The following is a 20,148-nucleotide window of genomic DNA, read 5'->3' as shown; positions in this document are numbered from 1 at the left end:
AATGAAGTCGCGTGTCATTTTGAGAGAAAATACACATGCGATTTGGTGCTTAGATGGGCAACCTTCAACCGGCATCTGAATTTCAACCGCGAAAGATACACTACCGGACTTTGCAACAGCCGTGGTGGCAGCGGCATTCTGAAGCCAGGCGCGACGGACCAGTCAAATTCTATTCGTGTAGTCAATAAAACAGTAAAACAGCGCAAGGCATCCACGGCGAGACTATCTAGTCACAGTGCCGAATTGTCTGGCAAATCTGCTTGATATGCATACGATCATGGCGGGCGGTAAAATCGGCCATTTCCAGCAGGGTGGTGGGACCAAAGATGCTATGCCGCGCCGGGCGTTGCCACTGCTCCGGGGTCAGGCCAGCCAGGAAGTCAAGCGTGATTTGCCGCTCAGCAACGAATTCGTTGGCCGGGTCACACCGGTCGTCTGCATTGCAGCTCATCTCTCCTGGCCCCGGAGGCGTCTGTGGCTCGGTCAGGAAGGGGTTGTTTTCGCTGGCGATGCGTTGCAGGCGCGGGCGCTGGACCGTGCGTTCGCTGTCGCGCAGGTGGCAGACGACTTCCAGTGGCGACCACTCGCCGGGCAGGGGATGCTGATCCCAGCGGCGGGATGCGTACTCTTGCAGGAGTCCAAAGAGCGCGCCGACATTCCCCAGCAGACGTGGCGCGATCATCTCCCGGCGCAGCGGACGCGGCTGAAGCGTGTCCAGCCAGCCCTGGTTGCAGACGCGCACGGTGAAATCATGGAGCGTGCCCTGTCCATCCGGCTGGGCCGGGCTGGTGCCGGTCTTTGCGTCGTCCGGGCGAACCCAGAAGGTATTGAGACCAGCCCGTTCCGCGGCGACAATGTCGTTTTCCCAATCGTCGCCGACCATGATGGCTTCGTTACTGGCGATGCCCAGCCGTCCGAGGACTTCTTCGTAATAGTGCGGCGTGGGTTTGGCAAAGTGGCTGTTCTCGATATGGGTGACGTGGGCGTAAGCGCTGAAATCGGCGGGGATTCCTCCCCAGCGCATACGTTCCGCCAGACCCTCGGCCATGAAGAGCGGATTAGTGGCGATCACAACGAGATAATCATGCTGGCGCAACCAGTCTAACAGGATAGGGGCCGAAGGGCGAGGTTGCACCCTGGTTCGCAGGTGGGCGTAGGTTTCCGCGTAAAAAGCCCGGAAAATCTCGATGGCGCGCTCACGGGAGACCCTCCAGGCATCGGTGACCACTTCCAGGAAGACGTCAAAATTGCGCGCAACAGGATTGGTGTTCTGCGTTACCGCCGCCATAGCCCTGAGCAGGCCGGCGCCAGCGTCAGCGCGACCGGTCATCCGTCCAAAGAACGTGTTCCAGTCATCAAGGCTTTGATCGGTGCGATTAAGCGGATTCGAGATCAGGGTATCGTCAAGATCCAGGAGGACGGCTTTGATCATCAGATTCTTCCAGTGCGCGGAAAAACGGCTCCAGGCCAGGCCGCTCGGCGTTGCATTGCGGGCAGCCCACATAGGGGTCTTCGATGGCGATGTTGTGTTTGGTGCAAGCCGTACTCAGCCGGAGGCGGCGACCTAACCCCAGGAAGACCGGCGTAACGGTCAGCGTCAGGCGGAGGTGTGGGCTGGCGTTCGCAGCGACGATGCCTGGTACCGGGCAGCGGGCGCAATCCGCCGGCCGCCAGGGCAGCGACGCCGGGTTGTCCCTGAGTAGACGGCATTCCTGGGTGGTGCGGCCACGATGAAAGTCAGCGTAATAGTGCGGACATTCACGGCCGGCGGGTGTGCGCATCAGGCAGGCTCCCCGTGGTGATGCCTTATGCGAAGGCCCGCGCGAGGCGGGCCACAGATGGAGGCGGCAGACCGGATCAGGCGCGGGTGATGTAGGCGCCGGTTTCGGTGTTGACTTTGATTTTGTCGCCAACCTCGACAAACAGCGGCACAACAACCTGCAATCCTGTCTGGGTGGTGACCTTCTTGGTGGCGCCGGTGGCTGTATCGCCTGCAACCGCTACCTCGGAGTCAACGACCTCATACACCCACGAGTTAGGCAGTTCGTAGTCGATGACTTCATCCTCATAGAGGAGGAGCTTCAGCTCCATGTTTTCGGTGAGGTAGCGGGCGTCATCACCAAAGACGTCCTTGTGCACGGCGGGCTGATCGTAGGTTTCGGTATCCATGAAGATCAGCATGTCGCCATCCTGATACAGATATTCGACAGGGCGACTTTCCAGGCGGACATCTTCGACACGATCGCCGGAGATGAAATTGTGCTGGATTGTCGCGCCGGTGCGCAGGTTGCGCAGGGTGGTGCGGATGGTGGCATTGCCGCGTCCCGGTTTGTGATGCTGATAGCTCAGGACCTTATACAGCTCACCATCCATCGTGAAGGTGACGCCCTTACGCAGGGCATTGACATCGATCATCGCTGGCAAATCCCTCTGAATGGTTTCGTGGTTGTCACTGGCGTGGTACGCAACAGGTTATTATAGCGGGGCTTTGTCCGCCTGTCATCCCGCAGTTTTGGGTGTTTACGCCGTCTGCCGCCAGCGTCGAGACCCGGCCAGCGGTGGAACAGGGTTAATCCCCCAGGTTGGTGCCAACCAGCCGGGCAGTTCGAATCCACGGATGATCCAGCGGCACGATTTTGCGCTGGCCCGCGACCTTTTCCAGCGGGACCGGTTCCACGCCATCGCCTCTGGCAGCAACCATCACCCCGAAGATGCCTTCGTTGATGAACTCCGCGCAGGCAGTACCGAGGCGCGTAGCCAGCAGGCGGTCGGCGGGTGAGGGCGTGCCGCCGCGCTGGACATGCCCCAGGATAGTCACCCGCGATTCCAAGCCGGTTAGCTTCTCCAACTGGCGGGAAAGGCGCACGGTATTACTTTCAGCAACCTGAGCGCCATAGGGGTCGGTGTCGTCGGAAGCCGCTTGCTTGTTCTTCTTGTTGTCCTTGGCGCTCTTTTCTGCCTTCTGGCGAACCTCATAGTCCTCCCTGGAGATGGCGCCTTCGGAGGTGGCGACGATGCTGAAATGCTTGCCCGCCCGGCTGCGCTCCAGGATGGCGTCCGCGACCTTCTGGACGTCGTACGGAATTTCCGGGATCAGGATCACGTCTGCGCCGCCGGCAATCCCGGCGCCGAGCGCCAGCCAGCCGGCATTATGGCCCATCACTTCGACAACGATAATGCGGTGGTGACTGTGGGCGGTGCTGTGCAGCCGATCAATAGCTTCAGTGGCGATATTGAGCGCTGTGTCAAAGCCAAAGGTGACATCGGTCATGGCGACATCGTTGTCAATGGTCTTGGGCAACGTGATGACGTTGAGGCCAGCCTTCATCAGGCGGTAGGCATTCTTCTGCGTACCGCCGCCGCCAAGGCAGACAAGCGCGTCCAGGTGATGCTTGTGGTAGTTGTCCACAATGACATCGGTCATATCCATGACCTTGTCGCCAACCGGCATGCGGTGCGGTTTGTCGCGGCTGGTGCCCAGGATCGTTCCGCCGAGCGTAAGAATGCCGGAAAGCGCCGCCCCTTCCAGGCGGACGGTGCGGTCTCCGACCATGCCGCGGAAGCCATCGCGGAAACCGATCACGCGCATGTTGAAGGCACCCTGGGCGGCCTTGCCGACGCCCCGAATCGCCGCGTTGAGGCCGGGACTGTCGCCCCCGGCAGTCAAAATGCCAATGTACTTGTCCATGCGGTCCTCCGCTTTTTCCCCCCCATCCTTCCGAGCGGATAGCAGCCATACTCCTGATTCTGGCAGGATCGCGGTCAGCGCGCCATCCAGGCGATCGCTTCAGCGGCCAGCTGGTCGAGCGGCTTGCGCACTTCTGTGCAGGACGGCAACGAGTTCAGGAAGGCGCGTCCATAAGCCTTGGTCAGCACGCGACGATCCAGGATGACAACGATGCCGCGATCGGTTTTGGTGCGGATCAGGCGGCCAAACCCCTGGCGAAAGCGCAGGATGGCGTCGGGCACGGCGTACTCGTTGAAGGGGTCCTCAAAGGTCTCCGCCCGTGCGGCGAAGACTGGCTCAGTCGGTACGGCGAAAGGCAGGCGGGTGATCACCAGGGCGCTCAGGTCGTCGCCGGGGATATCCACACCTTCCCAGAAGCTGCGCGTGCCCAGCAGGACAGCGCGTTCCGTCTGGATGAAGCCGTCAAGCAGGGCCTGGCGGCTGGTGCCGTCGCTCTGGTCAAAGACGGCAATGTTGCCCAGCGCCAGCCGGGCGGTGATGTTCTGGGCTGTCTGTCGGAGCTGGGTGTAACTGGTGAAGAGGGCCATCAGGCGACCGTTCATTGCGGTGGCCAGCTGGATAATGGCTTCCTCTACCGCTTCCTGGTAGCGGTAGCGATCATCCGGCTCCGGCATATCGGTCGGCAGGTATAGCAGCGTGGACTCGCGGTAGTTGAAGGGCGAGCCAACATCCAGCGTCTGTACCTCATGTGCCTGCAGGCGCTCCCGCAAGAAATCAAAGGAGCCAGCGGTCTGCAGCGTGGCGCTGGTCAGGACGACAGCATCCTTGGCCCGCCAGATATGTTCTTCCACCAGCGGGCCGACGTGCAGCGGGGCGCTGTGCAACGACACGCGGGTGCGATCCTGGCTGACCTCGACCCAGTAGATTCGGTTAGCGTCAGGTTCCTCGGTGAACGTTAGTAGCTGGAAGTGCAACTCCTCCATGCTGCGGCCGGCGGAACTGATGCTGTTGATGATGTCTTCGTATTCGTCGATCTCGTAGTCCACCAGCCGGTTGAGGGCGACGGCCAGGCGGTTTATGGCAGAGGCGATCCCGGTGGTGAACTGGCTCAGGGTCTTCCAGGCGGCCCGGATCGTGGCGAAGCCGGGTTCGTTGCGAACCTGATCGGTGATGCGGACCTGATTCACATAATTGCTGGGCTGCAGCAGCCTGGTTTGTTCCAGAAAGCGCAGGATCACGCCAAAGAAGACGTTGACGTGATGCTCCATCGCCTTCATGCTTTCCTCAACGTTTTCGACATATTCGGTTAACTGGGCGACGTAAGGTTCGGGGATATTGCCGCGGGCGCGGGTCAGCAGGTCGCCCAGGATGCCGGAGTTCAGTCCGCCCAGTTCGGCCATCTGGCGGCGGAGGGTGAAGTGATCCAGACGGAAGCTGAGGCCGTTGGTGGTGGCTTCTTCCAGGTGATGGGCTTCGTCGATCACCAGATAGCTGTAGGGGGGCAGGACGTGGTTGCCGGTGGCGACATCAGCCAGCAGCAGCGCGTGGTTGACGATCAGGATGTGCGCCGCCTCAGCGTTGCGCCGGGCGACATAAAAGGGACACGCGCCGTGCATCTGATCCTGGCAGCGTTCCAGGGTGCAGCCTTCGTCCTCCGCGCTCAAATGCCGCCAGACACCGATTTCCGCCGGGCCGCGCAGGTTGATCTCATTGCGGTCGCCGCTCTGGCTATCCAGCAGCCAGATCAACACTTTGGCATAAACGCGCAGTTCATCAACCGTGGTGGGCTGGCGGCGGCGCATTGCCGCTAGCCGGCGCGGGCACAGGTAGTTGCCGCGGCCCTTGAGCACGGCGGCCTGAAAATCCAGCTTCAGCGCCGCCCGTAGCAGAGGGATATCCTTGTTGAGCAACTGCTCCTGTAGATTGATTGTATCCGTGGAGATGACCACGCGCTGGTTGTTCTGTAGCGCCCAGTAGATGGCCGGGATAAGGTAGGCCATCGACTTGCCCGTGCCCGTGCCCGCTTCCACAAGCAGATGCTGGCTGTGGTTGAAAGAATTGGCCACGGCGCGCAGCATCCTGACCTGTTCCGGGCGGTGCTCATAGCCGGGCAGGCGCTGTGCCAGCAGGCCGTCTTGCTCCAGCAGGCCGGCCAGGTAGCCGGTATCCAGCGGGGTGATCTTCTCATTTGGTGTCAGCGGCGGGAGCCAGGGTTCGCCGGAAACTTTGAAAAGACCCTCGAAAGGCCGCGTAGAAGCTGGCCTGGCTGGTCGCGGAGATTCGTCAAAGGCGGTGCGGGCGCGTGTTTCCAGGGCGGCGATGAAGGGCGCAGCGGCCTGCCAGTCGTCGGCCAGGCTACGCGCTGCCGTGACGATTTCCTGCAATGTGTCCAGTGGCAACGCCAGGATGCGCTGCCACAAAGCCCAGTATAGCTCCCCGGTGGCGATGGCATCCGGCAGAGCGCGATGCGCCTCCGTCAGGCGGATACCCAGCTGCTGGGTCAGGCTGGTGAGGTTGTAGCGCGGGGCAGTGGGCAACAGGACAGCGGCCAATTCGTAGGTGTCGATCAGCTGGTTGCTGTACAGGATGTCCTGTCGCCTCAGAAAGCCAAGGTCAAAGCTGACGTTATGACCGACTAGGGGGGCAGCGCCAACAAAACGCTCGATGTCACGCAAAACCTGGCGGATGCGCGGCGCATCCAGGATGTCTTCCTGGCGGATGCCGGTCAGGTTGGTGATGTATGGGGGTATCTCGCGCTCAGGGTTAACCAGGGTTTCGTAGGTATCGATCAGTTGTCTATCACGAAAGCGGGCCAGACCGACCTCGATGATCGCATCGTGCAGGGGGTCCAGGCCGGTGGTTTCCAGGTCAACCGCAATAAATTCGCTGCGCATGATACATCCGATTTCTAGCCCGGTTCAGGGGCATCCGCCGGAGCAGCTCCATACCGTGCAGAGAGTATAGCATACGCCTTCAGCGGAAGCGAACATCCGTGCGAGGCATCGCGCCTGAAGTTCTCATGCTTTCAGAGAGAGGTCGGCTGAATATGGGGCGTACGGGCTGTATGAACCTCCCGCCAGGCAATTTGCACACCGGGCAGCAGAAAGAGCGCCAGGGTGCCCCCCATCAGCCAGTAGATGCCGCTCAACCCGATTCCCGGCAGCAGGGCATAGGCCAGCAGGGGGCCGATGGCGCTGCCTAGGTCGCCGACGGTGTTGACCACGCCCAGAATGCGCCCCTGGCGGTTCACGCCAGCGTGATCGCCAACCAGGGTCATAACCTGAGTTTGCAGGATGCTGGTGGCGATCGCTCCCAGAATGATACCCGCCAGCAGGATGTTGCCCCGGCCATCAGCCAGCAGCGCCAGCGCAGCCACGCCCGTCAGCAGCGCCAGGATGACCAGTCCCCAGCGGTTGCCGGTGCGATCAGTCAGCCAGCCAGAGAAGGGCGACACGAACGCGCTCAGGAACTGGTTGCCGGCCGTCAGGACACCGGTCAGCGTGGTCAGCGGTAGCAGGATGCCCAGGATGATCGTCGACTGGCCGACTCGTTCCTCCAGGAGGAGGGGGAGTGTGGCGCCCAGCACGCCGATGAAGATAAGCCAGTTGACGCCGAGCAGGGCGATGGCGACAACAAGCATCCACCGCGATGGCGCTGTACCGGGCATCACCGCCGAGGCAAGGGGTTCCGCCGCTGGAGCCGGGTTGCTGACGACCGCCGGGCGCGTTTCCGGCAGGAAGATCAGCCAGATCAGGCCCATGCCCAGTGCGATCCAGGCGCAGATGCGCAGGGCTTCCAGGTAGCCGATGCTATCCACCAGCACGCCGGCGAGGATGGCGCTGCCGCCGACGCCGACAAAGAAGAAAACCTGGTAGAAGCCGCTATAGCGCCCGCGATTGCGGCTGGTGGCGATATCCAGTACGGCAGTACTGCCGCCAATCCAGATGCCCGCCCAGGCGATACCCCAAAGCAGCCGCCCGATGAGCAGCGGCCAGAAGCCCGGCACGGTATAGAGAAAGTAGGACAGCCCGCCGATGAGCAGGGACGGCACCAGCATCCAGCGACGTGGGACGCGCTCGATCACCATCCCGTAAGGTGCGTTGATGAACAGGCGGATCAGGCGATTGGCGGATAGCATCAGACCGACATGCGTCAGTGTGATGCCAGCCTCAGCCGTATGGGTAGGCAGGGCCACGTAGAGCGCCGTATCGCCGGGCAGCGATAGCGCCAGGCCCAGGCCCAGCAGGATCAGGGTCATCCAGGGAGGGAGCTTTTGACGCCAGGCAGTCACGGGCGAGTATCCTTGATCGGTGAAGCCCATGCCTCGCGCACGGGCACGCCATCCCATTGCGGTGGCAGCGGCAGGTCAAGCAGGGCAGCCAGTGTCGCCGCCGTGTCGTAGATGTGCACCGGCGTGGTCAGGGCGTAACTGCGCCGGATGGCCGGACCGTTCAGAATCCAGGGGATGAGCAGGTCTTCCGGGCGGTCAGAGCCGTGATCGTGGTCGTGCCCGCCATGATCGGACAGAATGAGTAGCGTGAAGCGGTCGCGGACGCCGGCGGCGGTCAGCCGCTCAAGGAAAGCGCCCAGATCGCGGTCGCTTTGCTCGATGGCGGCAAGGTAAGCAGGGGACATCCAGCCGGCAAGATGGCCGATGTAGTCAGGCCGGGCCAGGTAGAGGAAGGTCAGATCGGGCTGGTGGGCGATCACATAGTCCGCGGCGATCCGGGCAACGATGGCATCCGTATCCTCATCTTCCCGATAGGCCCGGTAGTAGCTCAGATCAACATTGCCCGGTGCAGCGAGATCGCGCAATTCCTCCCAGCTATGAAACACAGCGACATGTTTCCCGGCGGCATGAGCGATCTCCAGAATACTGGGGTAAGCCTGAGCCGAGGGCGAATAAGTATTGCCGGTCACGCCATGCTTGGCTGCCGGAACCCCCCGGAACATGCTCATGTGGCAGGGCAGGGTATAGCTGGGCACTGTGGCCTGCGCAGTCCAGGTATACGCGCCGGTCAGCCACAGGCTGTCCAGGTATGGCGTATGGGCCTGGATCAGTCCATCCGGGCGGCAGGCATCCAGCACAACCAGAATCGTCTTGTTCATCCGTCACCCAACTCCGCGTAAAGTTGACGCAGGGGAACGACCATTTGCAACGGGCCGTTCCCCTGCGGATCAGTGTCTGCCAATCCAGGTGCTAGTTACCGCCAGTGGCTTCGGTCGGCTCGGCGGTCGGCTGCGGGGCTTCTTCCGGTTGTGCGGCAGCGGCGGCAGCCTCCGCCGCCGCAAAGCGGGCGGCGACATCAGCCTGGTAAGCAGTGAAGGACGCCGGTTCCAGGGGGATAACCCCGGCCTCGGCCAGCAGGCTGGCGGCGGTGTCGCGTACGGTGTACCAGGTCACAGCCTGCACCTCTGGCCGGGCCAGCGCCTCTTCCCGCACAACCAGCGTGATCGGCAGGGCCAGGGCATAGCTGCCATCGCGGATGGTTTCCAGCGAAGGAGCCACACAGCCGCTGCCGCTGTCCACGGCGACCGGGATCACCGCCGCTTCTGACTTCAGGAACTCGTCATAGGTCATGTACGCGATCGCGCCTTCCACGTTGGCGGTTGCGGCAGCACGGTAGAGCGCGTCGCTGTTCTCCTGCAGGGCGTCGGTACGCGGCTGGAGTAGTTCGTCGGAAACGCGGTTCAACAGGAAGTCGGTCTGGTTCTGGGCGCTACGGGGCAGGAAGATTGTCACCGGCAGGTCGGGGAAGCTCTCGCCCAATTCACGCCAGTTGGTGACCGAAGCGCCATCCCTGACGCTCCACAGAGCGGCAACCTGGTCGCTGGTCAGGCAGGCAGCGAACTCAGCTGCTTCAGGGACGACCATGACCAGAGCGCGATGGCCGAGTGGCGCCTCCCACAGGGTGGTGTTGTTATCAGCGCAGGCGGCGGCTTCCTCAGTGCTGGCCGCGCGTGTGACCAGGGCTAGGTCAACTTCGCCGTTGCACAGCTTGCGGTAGGCCGCTGCATTACCAAAGCCGGTAGTGTTGATGGTGACGCCTTCATAGTCCTGTTTGAACGCGTTAGCCAGGCGGGTCAGGGCACTGTAGGCGTCGGCAGCGGCTTCTGCTGCAACCGTCCCGGCTACGTCAAGCGCGATGGTGTACAGCGGTTCGCCCTTTGAGAACTGGCGTCCCGTCACCACGCCGGCGATATTCTCAGCGGCACGGGTGGCAGTATCTTCAGCCAAGGTGACAAAACCGGCCCCGGCAACGACCGCCTGACCATCGGCGCCGATCAGCGCCGTTAGAAGGGTGTTCACCTCTTCACGCTCAAGGGCAGCAGCGCTGACGTAGGCATACAGGCCACTGGCGGCGGGGTAGGAGCCATCCGCAAGAGTCCCGGCGGACGGCGCTACACAACCCGTGCCGCTCAGGTCATCCAGCGCAATCGTCGTAACCTCTGCCTCAGCGTTTTCCAGCGCACTGAGGGGAACAATGCCGATACCTTCTGGGTCTTCGGCAATCTGGCTGAGCAGGGTATTCGTGTCGGCCTGCACGGTCAGGTCGGCGCGCAGACCGTCACCGGGCAACAGGCTGTCCAGCAGGTTGTACGCGGCGCTATCGGCAGCGGGCGAGTAGAGTTTGACCGCGCCCTCTCCCCATGCCGGGTTTACTGCATTGAGGGCAGTCGTGCCTGCCGCGCCAGGGCCAAACAGGCTGGTCAGTTCGCCGAAGGTCATGCACTGAATCGTAGTGATGGCCGGATTGCTGACCACTGCCAGCGCGTCATAGCCCAGCGGTACTTCGACCCAGTCTACGCCACTGGCAGCGCAGGCTTCTTCTTCCGCGCGGGTGATGGGCCGGGCGGCGTTGGCCAGGTCAATCTCGCCAGCGCACAGCCGCTGCAGCCCGGTGCCCGTCCCTGAGATTTCCAGGTTGACGGCAACACCCGCAGCCGCGCTAACCGGCTCCACAATGTCGGCCACGATCCGCGAACCATCCACGCGGATGGGAGTATCCTGCGCCAGCACCACCAACGGGGTGAGGGCGATCACGACGACCAGCAGGCTCAGGTAAGCCTGACGCCGGAGCAAAGGCATAGCATCTCTCCTTCATCATCATGGGTGCGGCAAAGCGGCGGTTCCACACCGACTGTCAGCAGGGAATGCAAAACCGCAGCACATTGTACACGCTCAGTACCAATTGTCCACAGGGAACCGCGCCCGAAGATGGCCGATCTTAGGCTGGCAGCATCGTCACCCAGCGGGGTTCAGGATATATCGCTCAAATGCTTCAGCCGTCCAGGGCAGGGCGGGCTTGAAGAAATGCTCGTAGATCGCCCGCGCATAGACGCGGATTTCGTACTGGGCGTCATCGGCCATGCGCAGATGCAGAAAATGCATCAGGTTATGGGCATCAACCTTGGCCACCCAGGTGTAATATACGGCAAAACCCGGCAGGAACAGCCGGGCCATCTCCCGCGCCACGCCCATTTGCAGGGCCTGCTCATAGAGGCGGTAGCCTTCAGCGTAAAAGGCGGCCAGATCATGGCTCAGAACTTCGCCTTCCGGGCCGGTCAGTTCGCCGGCGCTGGCCTGCTTGTTGTCCTCCGCCTGCCGCCGCCAGACCTCTGGCATGTAGAAGTCCTCTTCTCTGAAAGGGGTGTAGCGCCCGGATTGCGCGTTGAAGCTCCAGGTGCGGTGACGCACCCATTGCCACCAGGTGACCAGCGGCGCACGCACGCGGAATTTGAACTCGACCATCTCAAAGGGGCTGGTGTGGCGGTGACGCATCAGGTAGAAGAGCAGGGCCTTGTCGCGCGCATCGCCTTTGCTTTCGCCCAGGAACGAGACACGGGCAGCGTTGACGATCGCCAGATCGCCGGAGACGCCCGCATCCGGGTGAGGCATCAGATCCACCAGTTCAATCCAGCCTTTATCCAGAACACTTACCCGTCGTCCGATGAGGGCGTGCTCGCTCATGGCATGATCCTTGTCTGTGTTGAAGGGGGCATCGCTCTGCTTTCATCAGGTGGGCGGGGGCGCCTGCTGGCAGGGAAAGCGGCGTCCCTGGCTGCGCGGCTGCGCCTAGGAGAAGTAGCTGAGCGCCAGGCGCACCCGCTCTTCGAGGTCATCAGGCGCGTCACGCGGGATCGATTGTACAGCCGCCTGCGCTTCGACAATGCTATAGCCCAGCGATACCAGGGCGTCCAGGACGTCGGAGTCGACGTCATACAACCCGGCCAGTTCCGGCGGGCCGACCACCGGGAGCTTGTCCTTCAGGTCGAAGGCGATCTTTTCCGCTTTCTTCTTGCCGATGCCCGGCACACGGGTGAGAATCTGGCTGTCGCCCTGGGCGATGCTGGCGCGGAGCTGACCAGCGCTGAGGGTGCTGAGAATGTTCAGGGCCAGGCGGGGGCCGACGCCGCTGATCGTGTTGAGCAGCTCAAAAAGCTCGCGTTCGGCATCATCGACAAAGCCATAGAGGGTCAGCGAATCCTCTTTTACATCCAGGTGGGTAGCCAGGCGGATGGTGTGGCCGGGGCCATCAATCAGGTCGAAGACCGTGCGCGGAACCATCACCCGCAGCCCGATCCCGCCCACCAGCACAATCAGGTGATCTCTGCCCTGGTATACCACCTGGCCCTGAATACTTGCGATCATGCTCCGGTCTACTCCAGCGTGAGCCGTTCGTAGCGTCCGCTGTTGATGTCGGTGATGGCCACCGCCAGTGCATCAGCGGCGTCGTCTGGGTGCGGCACTTCCTCCAGGTCAAGCAGCACCCGCACCATCTCCTGCATCTGAGCTTTTGGCGCATTGCCATAGCCGGCAATGGACTGCTTGATCTGGCTGGGCTTGTATTCCCGGATCGGCAGCCGGGCGTTTTCCAGAGCCAGCAACTGCACCCCGCGCGCCTGGGCGACGGTGATTGCCGTGGTGATGTTGCGGCCAAAGAACATTTGCTCAATGGCTGCTGCATCCGGGTGATGGACCTCGATCAGGGCGGTCAGTTCGCGGTAGATGATCTGCAATCGCCGGGCCATTGGCAGGTCTGGCGGCGTACGAATTACCCCGAAGGCCACCGCCTCCAGCGTGCCATCCTCATGTTCCCGTACCAGGCCGTAGCCCGTTGTCGCCGTCCCGGGGTCCAGGCCAAGCACCAGCATCAGGCCGCCGTCAGCGCTTCCAGCGCCTCGTCGCTAATCTCCAGGTTGGAGGACACATGCTGGACATCATCCAGTTCCTCCAGCTTTTCGATCATAGCCATGACCCGCAGCGTGGATTCCTTGTCCAGCGCGATCTCGTTTTTAGCAACCCAGGTCAGTTCGGAATCCTCAATTGTGTAGCCGTTATCGCGCAGCGCCCTGGCGACTTCGGCCAGCGAATCGCGGGGCGTGTAGATGGCGATACTCTCACCATCGTTCTGGACATCTTCCGCGCCGGCCTCAGCCGCAACCAGGAAGAGCTCATCAAAGTCCACGCCTTCGGAGGAAAGCGAGATCAGGCCCTTCTGCTCAAATTGCCAGGTTACGGAACCCTGAGAAGCCAGACTGCCGCCGGAACGACTGAACACATGCTTCACTTCGGCCAGAGTGCGGTTCTTGTTGTCGGTGACGACATCGACCAGCACTGCCACGCCATGCGGGCCATACCCTTCGTAGGTGACTTCCTCCAGGTTAGTCGCGTCATCGCCTTCGCCGGTGCCCCGGGCGATGGCCCGCAGGATGTTATCCTTGGGCATATTGGCGGCCCGCGCCTTGTCTACCGCCAGGCGCAACGCCGGGTTTGAATCCGGGTCGCCGCCGTTCCGAGCGGCCATAGTGATCTCACGCGCCAAGCGGGTGAAGATCTTGCCACGCTTGGCGTCTTCTGCGCCTTTCTTGCGTTTGATGGTTGACCATTTGCTGTGACCGGACATAGTTGTTTTTCTCCGCGCAATGATATGCCGTTTGGATTGCTGCCCTATTATACCTTAAGGCTCAAGGCCGCTGCAGAGGCAAGTCCTGTCCCTGTCGCTGTTTAGCCGCTGCTGGCAGGCCCTAACTTGCCGGTGTTGGTGAAGGCGTCGGCGTTGCTTCCGGTGGTAGGACGCCGAAGGTGCACGAGTTGTAGTCTTGGCCGAGGATCACCCGGAAGTCCACCGGGCTGTTAGGATCAGGTTCGACGCGCACGTTGTTGGCGCTGACGTTCAGCGCAGCCATGATCCCGTTGAGGCTGCTGCCTTTTGTCCGTCCGGTGAAGTCGATGATCTCGGTATGGGCATAGTCCCGCTGATCACTGGCTTCATTGACAATGGGCACGAAGCCTTCCCAGGCCAGGCGGTCGGCGGCGACCCAGGCCCAGCCTTCGTTAGGCGTGCCGTTGACGACCTCGATACGCGCGCCTTCCTGCACCAGCCGGTTCTCGGTCGGTGGCTGGTAGAAGTTGTAGAGGAGCTGGGAGATTGGCTCCCAGTTGGGGAGCTGGACATACGCGCCATCCGGCGGTTGCCAGGGGGTGGTGTGGTAAGTCCGGATGAAGTTGAAGCTGCGGATGCGGCTGGGGTCCAGGTTCAAAGCAACGGGCAGCAAGCCGATGATATCCGGGAGAGTCAGGTTGGTCTCGACGATCTCGTTCAAGCGCGGCCAAAGGTCAATGGCGCGGGCCAGCAGACCCTGCTCTTTGGCTTCCCGGTAGATGGCCAGCAGCAGTTGCATCTGGCGGCGTCCCCGGTCAAAGTCGCTGCTGTTGCGGCGGGAGCGCGCATACCACAGGGCCATATCGCCGTCCAGGTGGTGCAGGCCGACTGGCAGGGTGTACAGCCGGTAGATGGGCTTGTTCCACTGGTCCCAGCCCTCGAAGCGGTAATCCTGAATGGCGCAGTCGACCGCAATGTCCACGCCGCCAAGGGTGTCGATAATCGTCTGGAAGCCGTCGAAGTCAATGCTGGCGTAGTAGTGGATCGGGATGCCGAAATTGTACAGGATGGTCTGCCGCAACAGGCCAAAGCCGCCGTCCGTCCAACCCACCGTTTCGCCGCGCTGGTAAGCCAGATTCAGGCGCTGCATCGTCCAGCCGGGGATGAAGACGAACAGGTCGCGCGGCAGGGGCAGCATGTTCACCGTGCCGGTGGTGCGGTTGATCGACACGATGATCATGGTGTCCGTGCGGTAGCTGGGATCGGTCGGTTCTACCTCGCCATCACTGCCCAGCAGGATGATGTTCATGATGTCGTAGCCGTGCCGGTCAGCCAGCGGCGCCTGAGTCGGGATGGCGGTTACCGGCGGCGCCTGTGGGGTATATTCCGGCGGGTAGAGAATCGTCGGCAGCGGGCGCGGGGTGGCCGTGGCTGGTACGGCGGTTGGTGCATCCAGAGTTGGACTGGGCGGAAGCGTGTTGGTTGGGAAGGGTGTGCGCGTTGGTGTGGCTGACGGTGTCGCCGTGGCGGTGGGCGTGGCTGTGGCCGTGGGCGTGAAGGACGGTGTATATGTCGGCGTGTGGCTGGGCGTGTTGGTCGGGATCAGGGTGTAGGTCAGCGTCGCCGCCGGTGTTGGGGTGATAGTTGGCGTCAGGCTGGGTGTGGCCGTCGGTGTGGCGGTAGCGGTCGGCGTGGCAGTAGCCGTGGGCGTATCTGTTGGTGTGAAGGTGGCTGTTGGCGTAGACGTGTATGTTGGCGTTAGTGAGGCCGTGGCGGTGGCGCTGGCTGTGGGCGTGATCGTCGGCACCAGTGCGGTCGCGGTGGCTGCATAGGCTACGGCGCGCGCCTCAGCTTCCCTCTGCTCCTGCAGTACGCTGATTCCCCAGTAAAGGGCGGCAGCCACCGCCGCCAGCGGTATCAGAGCAAAGAACACGCGCAACAGTCGCCTGAGCCAGGTTCGCATCCAGCCTTAGTCTCCTCGTCACAGTCAGCCGATAACGGCGGTCAGTGTACCAGATGGGCGTGCGGGCTGCCAGAACCCTAGCGGAAGGTGACGCGGATCGCACACGGTTGCGGGTAGTTACCGGTGATGTCTACCACGGTCAGCTTGAGCTGGTAGTGTCCTGGTCCAAACGCCGCCGGATCGATGGTCGCCAGCGTGCCGCCGGTGACCGGCTGGTTGGACTGGCCGACATTGTGGAAGACCGTTTCGTTTTCCGCGCGCAGTTCCACTTTGTAGAAGCTGAAGCGGCTGCTATCCTCCAGGGTGGCGCTGCCGGTGACGGCGAAACGGCTGGTCAGGACGGCGCCGGGGGCGGGATAGGCGATCTGGATACCGGGTACACTGCAACCTACCTGCCGCGGGATGGAGGACGGAGTCTCCTGAGCCTGGATGGGCGAGGTCGGGGCAGTGGAATAGAAGAAGGTAGGCGGCACGTAGATCACCTGCCCGGCGATGATATTGGCGGCGTTGGGAATACAGTTGACACGCTGCATCTCCGCCAGAGGGACTCCGGCGCGCAACGAGATGCGGAACAGGTTTTCCCCGGAGCGGATCGTATACGGCCGCCAGTCAGCGGGCGGTGTACAACCCGCCACGACCACTGTTGGCGTGATCGGGGTAGCCAGCACAATGGTCGGCGTAGGTGGCAACGGCGTCGGCCAGGGCGTCGCTGCTTCAGTTGGCGAGGCTATCGGCGTCGATGTTGGCGCAATGGTGGGGGATGGCATCGCTGTTGGCAGGTGCATCGCGGTGGCTGTTGGTGTGCCCTTGGTGGGAATGCTGGTGATGCGGGGTACCGGCGTCCGCGTAGGCCGGGTGGTAGGTGTAGCAGTGACTGGCGGGATCGGTGACGGCTTGACGGCAACAGGCGTAGCGCTGGTGGACGTTTCCGGCGCGGGTTTGCCGGGCGTTAGCGATGGCGTCGGTGAGACAGTGGGAGACGCAGCCGCGGGCCGGGTAGCACTGCTGGTCGGGGTGAGTGTCACCTGTGTCGGCTCCACAGTTGAAGTCAGGCTGGCAGTGGTGGGGGCCAGCGCGACCGGCGTAGCAGTCTGCCGGAACGCAGCCAGGCTGTCACCGGTGAGGACTACTGCCAGGCTGACCGCCGTGGCAAGGATGACCAGCGTGACCAGCGCGACCAGCAACTCCTGCTTAAGGTTCCTGCGCGGTGTTTCCATGGGTTACCATTGCTCCGTAGCGGGCGCGCAGGGGATGGCAAAGGCAAAGCGTGAGCCAACACCGACTTCGCTTTCCACCCAGATGCGGCCTTTGTGAGCTTCAACAAGCGCCCTGGCGATGGCCAGGCCGACGCCTGTATCCCCGACTCCCTGGATCAGCGGGTTATCGGCCCGGTGCAGACGGGAGAACACACGGGCGCGATCCTGCGGGGGAATGCCACCGCCCTGATCTTCAATCGCCAGAATCACCGAGTCCCGCTCCACCGGAGCCTGACCGGCGTCAGTGTAGGTCAGCGGCTGGGTACGGGCGATGATGCGAACTTCCCCGTCAGTCGGCGAGGCCAGGTAGGCATTGGTGAGCAGGTGGTTGAGCACCTGCTGCATGGCATCCCGGTCAACCTGGATCGGCGGGACCTCATCGGGGATGTCCAGATCGAGGGTGATCCCTTTCTCGCGGAAACGGCTGCTGATCTCGGTGATGGCATCATCCAGCAAGGCGATCAGGTCGACCGGCTCTGGTTCCAGGCTGATCTGGCCGGTATCCAGCACGATGACGCGCAACAGGTCCTCGATCAAGCTGCCCATACGCTCAAGGTTGGCCTTGATCCGTTGCAGGAACTTGCGCTGGGAAGCCCCCAGAATGCCGACCGACTCGCCCAGCAGGAGATCGACGTAGCCGGTGATCGAACTCATCGGTGTGCGCAATTCCTGGGCCAGCGAGAGCACTACTTCGGGCTGTTCAGGCCGGAGCAGCGCAGGCGCAGCCTGATCGGCAGTGGCCAGTGCCGCCTGTTCGTAGGCGCGCAACTTGCCTTCCAGCGATTGCAGTTCGCTCTGCGCCTGAAGCAGCCGCTGTTCCAGCGTAGTGCGCTCTGCCGTCAGATCGTCGATCATGGATTTGAGCGTGTCGATACCTTCTGCGCCAAGCTGACCGGCGGCCTCCAGGCTGCCCTGCATCCGGGCCAGTAACTGGTCGCGCTCTGCCAGCAGCGCGGTGCGTTCGGCCAGCAGGCGGTCGCGCTCTTCCTGCAGGCGCATACGCTCCGCGGCCAGGGCATTGCGCTCCTGGATGATCTGGTCGCGCTGGGCGTTGATCGTGTTGATCTGCTGCTGGATGGCGCTGATCTGCTGGCCCAGGCGCTGGCGCTGGGCCTGCCATTCCTCGCGTTCCTGTTGCCAGGCTGCCTGTTCCTGGCGCAGGGCGTCTCGCTGCTTGACGGCGGCCTCGCGATCAGCGGCCAGGCGGGCCAGCTCACTTTCCAGCGACTCGATCTGGGCGCGTGCGGCAGCCGGGTCTGCCCGCGACTCGCTCAGAGTGGCAAGCTGGGCACGCAACATGTCGCGCTCTTCGTGAAGCTGGCCGATCATCAGGGCCAACCCGGCTACGCCACCCTCGACGCCCAGCAGGGAAAGCTCCGTCTGCACATCCTCCAGTTCGGCGGCGATCCGGTCGCGCTCTTCGATCAGCCGCGCTTTGTCCACATAGAGGGATTCCAGGGTTTGTTGGATGGACGCGGGTACCAGGAACATGTCGCTGGTTTGTTCCCGCAGCACGGCCAGTTGATGCTCCAGGTTGGCCTTTTGCTCTTCCAGTGTTTTTTGCTCCTGGCTGAGCATGTCGATGAGCGAGCGGTAGAGGTCATCATTGCCGCGTGCGGTAGCGCCCGCCAGTGTGGTGCGCGCCTCCTGCAACTCGCTGGCTAGCCGGTTGCGTTCAGCTTCAAGGGTGATGCTTTCCTGGCTAAGGCTTCTGATCTGCTGGGAGATGGAGAGCGTTTCTTCATCAGAAGCCAGCACCTCTGCCAGGCGACGGCGCTCACGCTCAAGCTGGTTCTTGAGGTCAGCGACGGTGGTACTGAGTTGTTCGATCTGGGCGTGAGCCATCTCCAGACTCTGCTGCATGGCCTGCCGGGCGCGGATAGCCTCAGACAGATCGATCTCGCCGGATGGTTCGCTGGGAGCCATCGGAGGAGGCGCGGGTGGCGCGGAGACGGCCTGTTCGCTCAGGGCCAGTAGCTTGCTGGCCATCGGAGCCAGCCCTTCTAGCAATGCCGCTTCACCTGTCCGTAATTCGCGCCCGGTGAAAGGGAACAGGACAATCAGCACGCCACGGGTTTCGCCTTCCACGCGAAGTGGCTGGAAGTAGGCGTTGCCGAGCGGGCCGCTGCCGCTGACATCCAGCCTGGTGAACAGATCGACGAGTTCGGTTGCCTGCTGGTCGGGACGGAGGGTTTCCTGGCGGGCGCTGGCGATCGCGTGGGCCAGGGTGGGCTGGTCGTTCAGGTTGAGGTCCATGCCCTGCAGGGATTTCTGGCGGACGCTGTCGTAAACCGCCACAGTTTCGACCCAGCTGGCATCTCTGACCCGACCCAGTGCCACCACATCCGCTTTGAGCGCGTTGGCTGTGGCAATCACGATCTGGGCCGGGATAGCCTCCGGCCTGGTGGTCGCCAGCATGTCGCCCAGCGCCCGTAGCAGTTGTACCGACTCGCGCTCAACAGGCGTGGCAGGCGGCGCAGCCCTGGCCGGGGTCGGGCGTGGCCTGGCCGGAGCAGAAGCGGGGTGGGCGGCTTGCTGACTCAGGCGGCCGATCACGTGGCGGTAGACCGCAGCGCCAAAAAGGGTCATACCGATCAGGTACGCCCCGCGCAACACCCCGGCATAATCACCGCTCAGGGAGCCGGAAGCGACCTGGGTGAGCAGGACACCGTAACCGGTCAGGATGATGATGAAGAAGAGTGCTTTGAGCGGCGCATTCGGCGTGACGCGCAGTCGCAGAATGACCGCGATCAGCATCAGCGCCGTCAGAAGCAGACCGGCCAGCATCCAGGTAGCAGCGGGCCAGGTGGCGTTGAATGCGATCGTGCCGGTGGTGGAGAGCCAGTAGCGCCACGTCAGCGCTCCACCGGTCACTGCCAGCGTCAGGAGCGCCAGCAAGGTGATATCCCATAGCCGACTGCGCGGCGCATTTTCCGCACAGAGCAAGGCCCACCCGGCAAAGAGCAGCACAATCACATTGACCACCGGCTCGACAGGGGGCAGCACGGCGCTGACGGGCTGGCCCATCAACGGGCCGGCCAGCGCCCCGACTCCTAGCAAGACCCAGCCAGCCAGGATGCCGAGGCTGGCCAGTGCGTAACGGCCTGCGGCCTGCTCGGTTTTTGGATTCCGTCGGCGCTGCTCCAGGGCGATGAACAGCGCGATCTGGCTGATGGCAATGACCGCGATGAAGTACAGCAAATTGCCGGGCGGAAGCACGAAGATGTCCAGGAACTCTGCCACCGGGGGTCTCCTCCAGGCAAGATAGCGGCAGTCAGGGCCGCCTGACGCTGTGCGGGATAAGCCCGTAGTCAGTATAGCATAGTGCGCCGATTCCGGGCTGAGCAGGCGTTG

15 protein-coding genes are annotated in these 20,148 nt (G+C 62.7%); all 15 read right to left on the bottom strand.

The window, feature by feature from the left end:
• Window positions 1-226: 226 nt before the first annotated feature.
• The 15 genes from HPY64_07305 to HPY64_07235 all read right to left on the bottom strand — a co-directional run bounded on the left by HPY64_07305 (window position 227) and on the right by HPY64_07235 (window position 20,037).
• The gene (locus tag HPY64_07305) at window positions 227-1,432 is read right to left on the bottom strand and encodes an HAD-IA family hydrolase (protein ID NPV66936.1); all 1,206 of its coding nucleotides are present in this window, start codon (window positions 1,430-1,432) and stop codon (window positions 227-229) included.
• The gene (locus HPY64_07300; protein NPV66935.1) at window positions 1,404-1,781 is read right to left on the bottom strand and encodes a hypothetical protein; all 378 of its coding nucleotides are present in this window, start codon (window positions 1,779-1,781) and stop codon (window positions 1,404-1,406) included. The genes HPY64_07305 and HPY64_07300 overlap by 29 nt, the downstream gene beginning before the upstream one ends.
• Window positions 1,782-1,857: 76 nt before the next feature.
• A complete protein-coding gene (efp, locus tag HPY64_07295; GenBank protein ID NPV66934.1) occupies window positions 1,858-2,415 on the bottom strand; it encodes an elongation factor P in 558 nt (185 codons plus the stop codon).
• A 154-nt stretch (window positions 2,416-2,569) separates the two neighbouring features.
• Window positions 2,570-3,688 carry a 6-phosphofructokinase gene (locus HPY64_07290; GenBank protein NPV66933.1) on the bottom strand — a complete coding sequence of 373 codons (1,119 nt, stop codon included), beginning with the start codon at window positions 3,686-3,688 and terminating at the stop codon, window positions 2,570-2,572.
• Window positions 3,689-3,762: 74 nt separating this feature from the next.
• Complete coding sequence (locus tag HPY64_07285) at window positions 3,763-6,582, bottom strand: DEAD/DEAH box helicase (protein NPV66932.1); 2,820 nt, start codon at window positions 6,580-6,582, stop codon at window positions 3,763-3,765.
• 131 nt (window positions 6,583-6,713) lie between these two features.
• The gene (locus tag HPY64_07280; protein ID NPV66931.1) at window positions 6,714-7,979 is read right to left on the bottom strand and encodes an MFS transporter; all 1,266 of its coding nucleotides are present in this window, start codon (window positions 7,977-7,979) and stop codon (window positions 6,714-6,716) included.
• Complete coding sequence (locus tag HPY64_07275; GenBank protein ID NPV66930.1) at window positions 7,976-8,797, bottom strand: sulfatase-like hydrolase/transferase; 822 nt, start codon at window positions 8,795-8,797, stop codon at window positions 7,976-7,978. Before HPY64_07275 ends, HPY64_07280 begins: the two co-directional genes overlap by 4 nt.
• 91 nt (window positions 8,798-8,888) lie before the next feature.
• Entirely contained in the window at window positions 8,889-10,778 is a 1,890-nt protein-coding gene (locus HPY64_07270; GenBank protein NPV66929.1) for a hypothetical protein, read from the bottom strand.
• A gap of 156 nt (window positions 10,779-10,934) precedes the next feature.
• Window positions 10,935-11,660 (bottom strand): FAD-dependent thymidylate synthase, encoded by a 726-nt coding sequence (gene thyX, locus HPY64_07265; protein NPV66928.1) that lies wholly within the window; start codon window positions 11,658-11,660, stop codon window positions 10,935-10,937.
• 105 nt (window positions 11,661-11,765) lie between these two features.
• Entirely contained in the window at window positions 11,766-12,341 is a 576-nt protein-coding gene (gene ruvA, locus HPY64_07260) for a Holliday junction branch migration protein RuvA (GenBank protein NPV66927.1), read from the bottom strand.
• Between the two features lie 8 nt (window positions 12,342-12,349).
• Window positions 12,350-12,844, bottom strand: a complete 495-nt coding sequence (ruvC, locus tag HPY64_07255; GenBank protein NPV66926.1) for a crossover junction endodeoxyribonuclease RuvC — start codon at window positions 12,842-12,844, stop codon at window positions 12,350-12,352.
• A complete protein-coding gene (locus HPY64_07250) occupies window positions 12,844-13,596 on the bottom strand; it encodes a YebC/PmpR family DNA-binding transcriptional regulator (GenBank protein NPV66925.1) in 753 nt (250 codons plus the stop codon). The genes ruvC and HPY64_07250 overlap by 1 nt, the downstream gene beginning before the upstream one ends.
• Window positions 13,597-13,717: 121 nt before the next feature.
• Window positions 13,718-15,538: an LCP family protein gene (locus HPY64_07245; protein NPV66924.1), complete on the bottom strand. Its 1,821-nt coding sequence runs from the start codon at window positions 15,536-15,538 to the stop codon at window positions 13,718-13,720.
• Window positions 15,539-15,615: 77 nt separating this feature from the next.
• On the bottom strand, window positions 15,616-16,755 hold the full coding sequence (locus tag HPY64_07240; protein ID NPV66923.1) for a LysM peptidoglycan-binding domain-containing protein: 1,140 nt from the start codon (window positions 16,753-16,755) through the stop codon (window positions 15,616-15,618).
• A 3-nt stretch (window positions 16,756-16,758) separates the two neighbouring features.
• Window positions 16,759-20,037: a hypothetical protein gene (locus HPY64_07235; GenBank protein NPV66922.1), complete on the bottom strand. Its 3,279-nt coding sequence runs from the start codon at window positions 20,035-20,037 to the stop codon at window positions 16,759-16,761.
• Window positions 20,038-20,148: the final 111 nt, after the last annotated feature.

It is taken from the genome of Anaerolineae bacterium, assembly GCA_013178165.1.
In the GTDB taxonomy this organism is placed as follows: Bacteria; Chloroflexota; Anaerolineae; order Aggregatilineales; family Ch27; genus Ch27.
The sequence above is the reverse complement of the archived record's forward strand: the minus strand, read 5'-3'. Positions and strand labels throughout refer to the sequence as shown.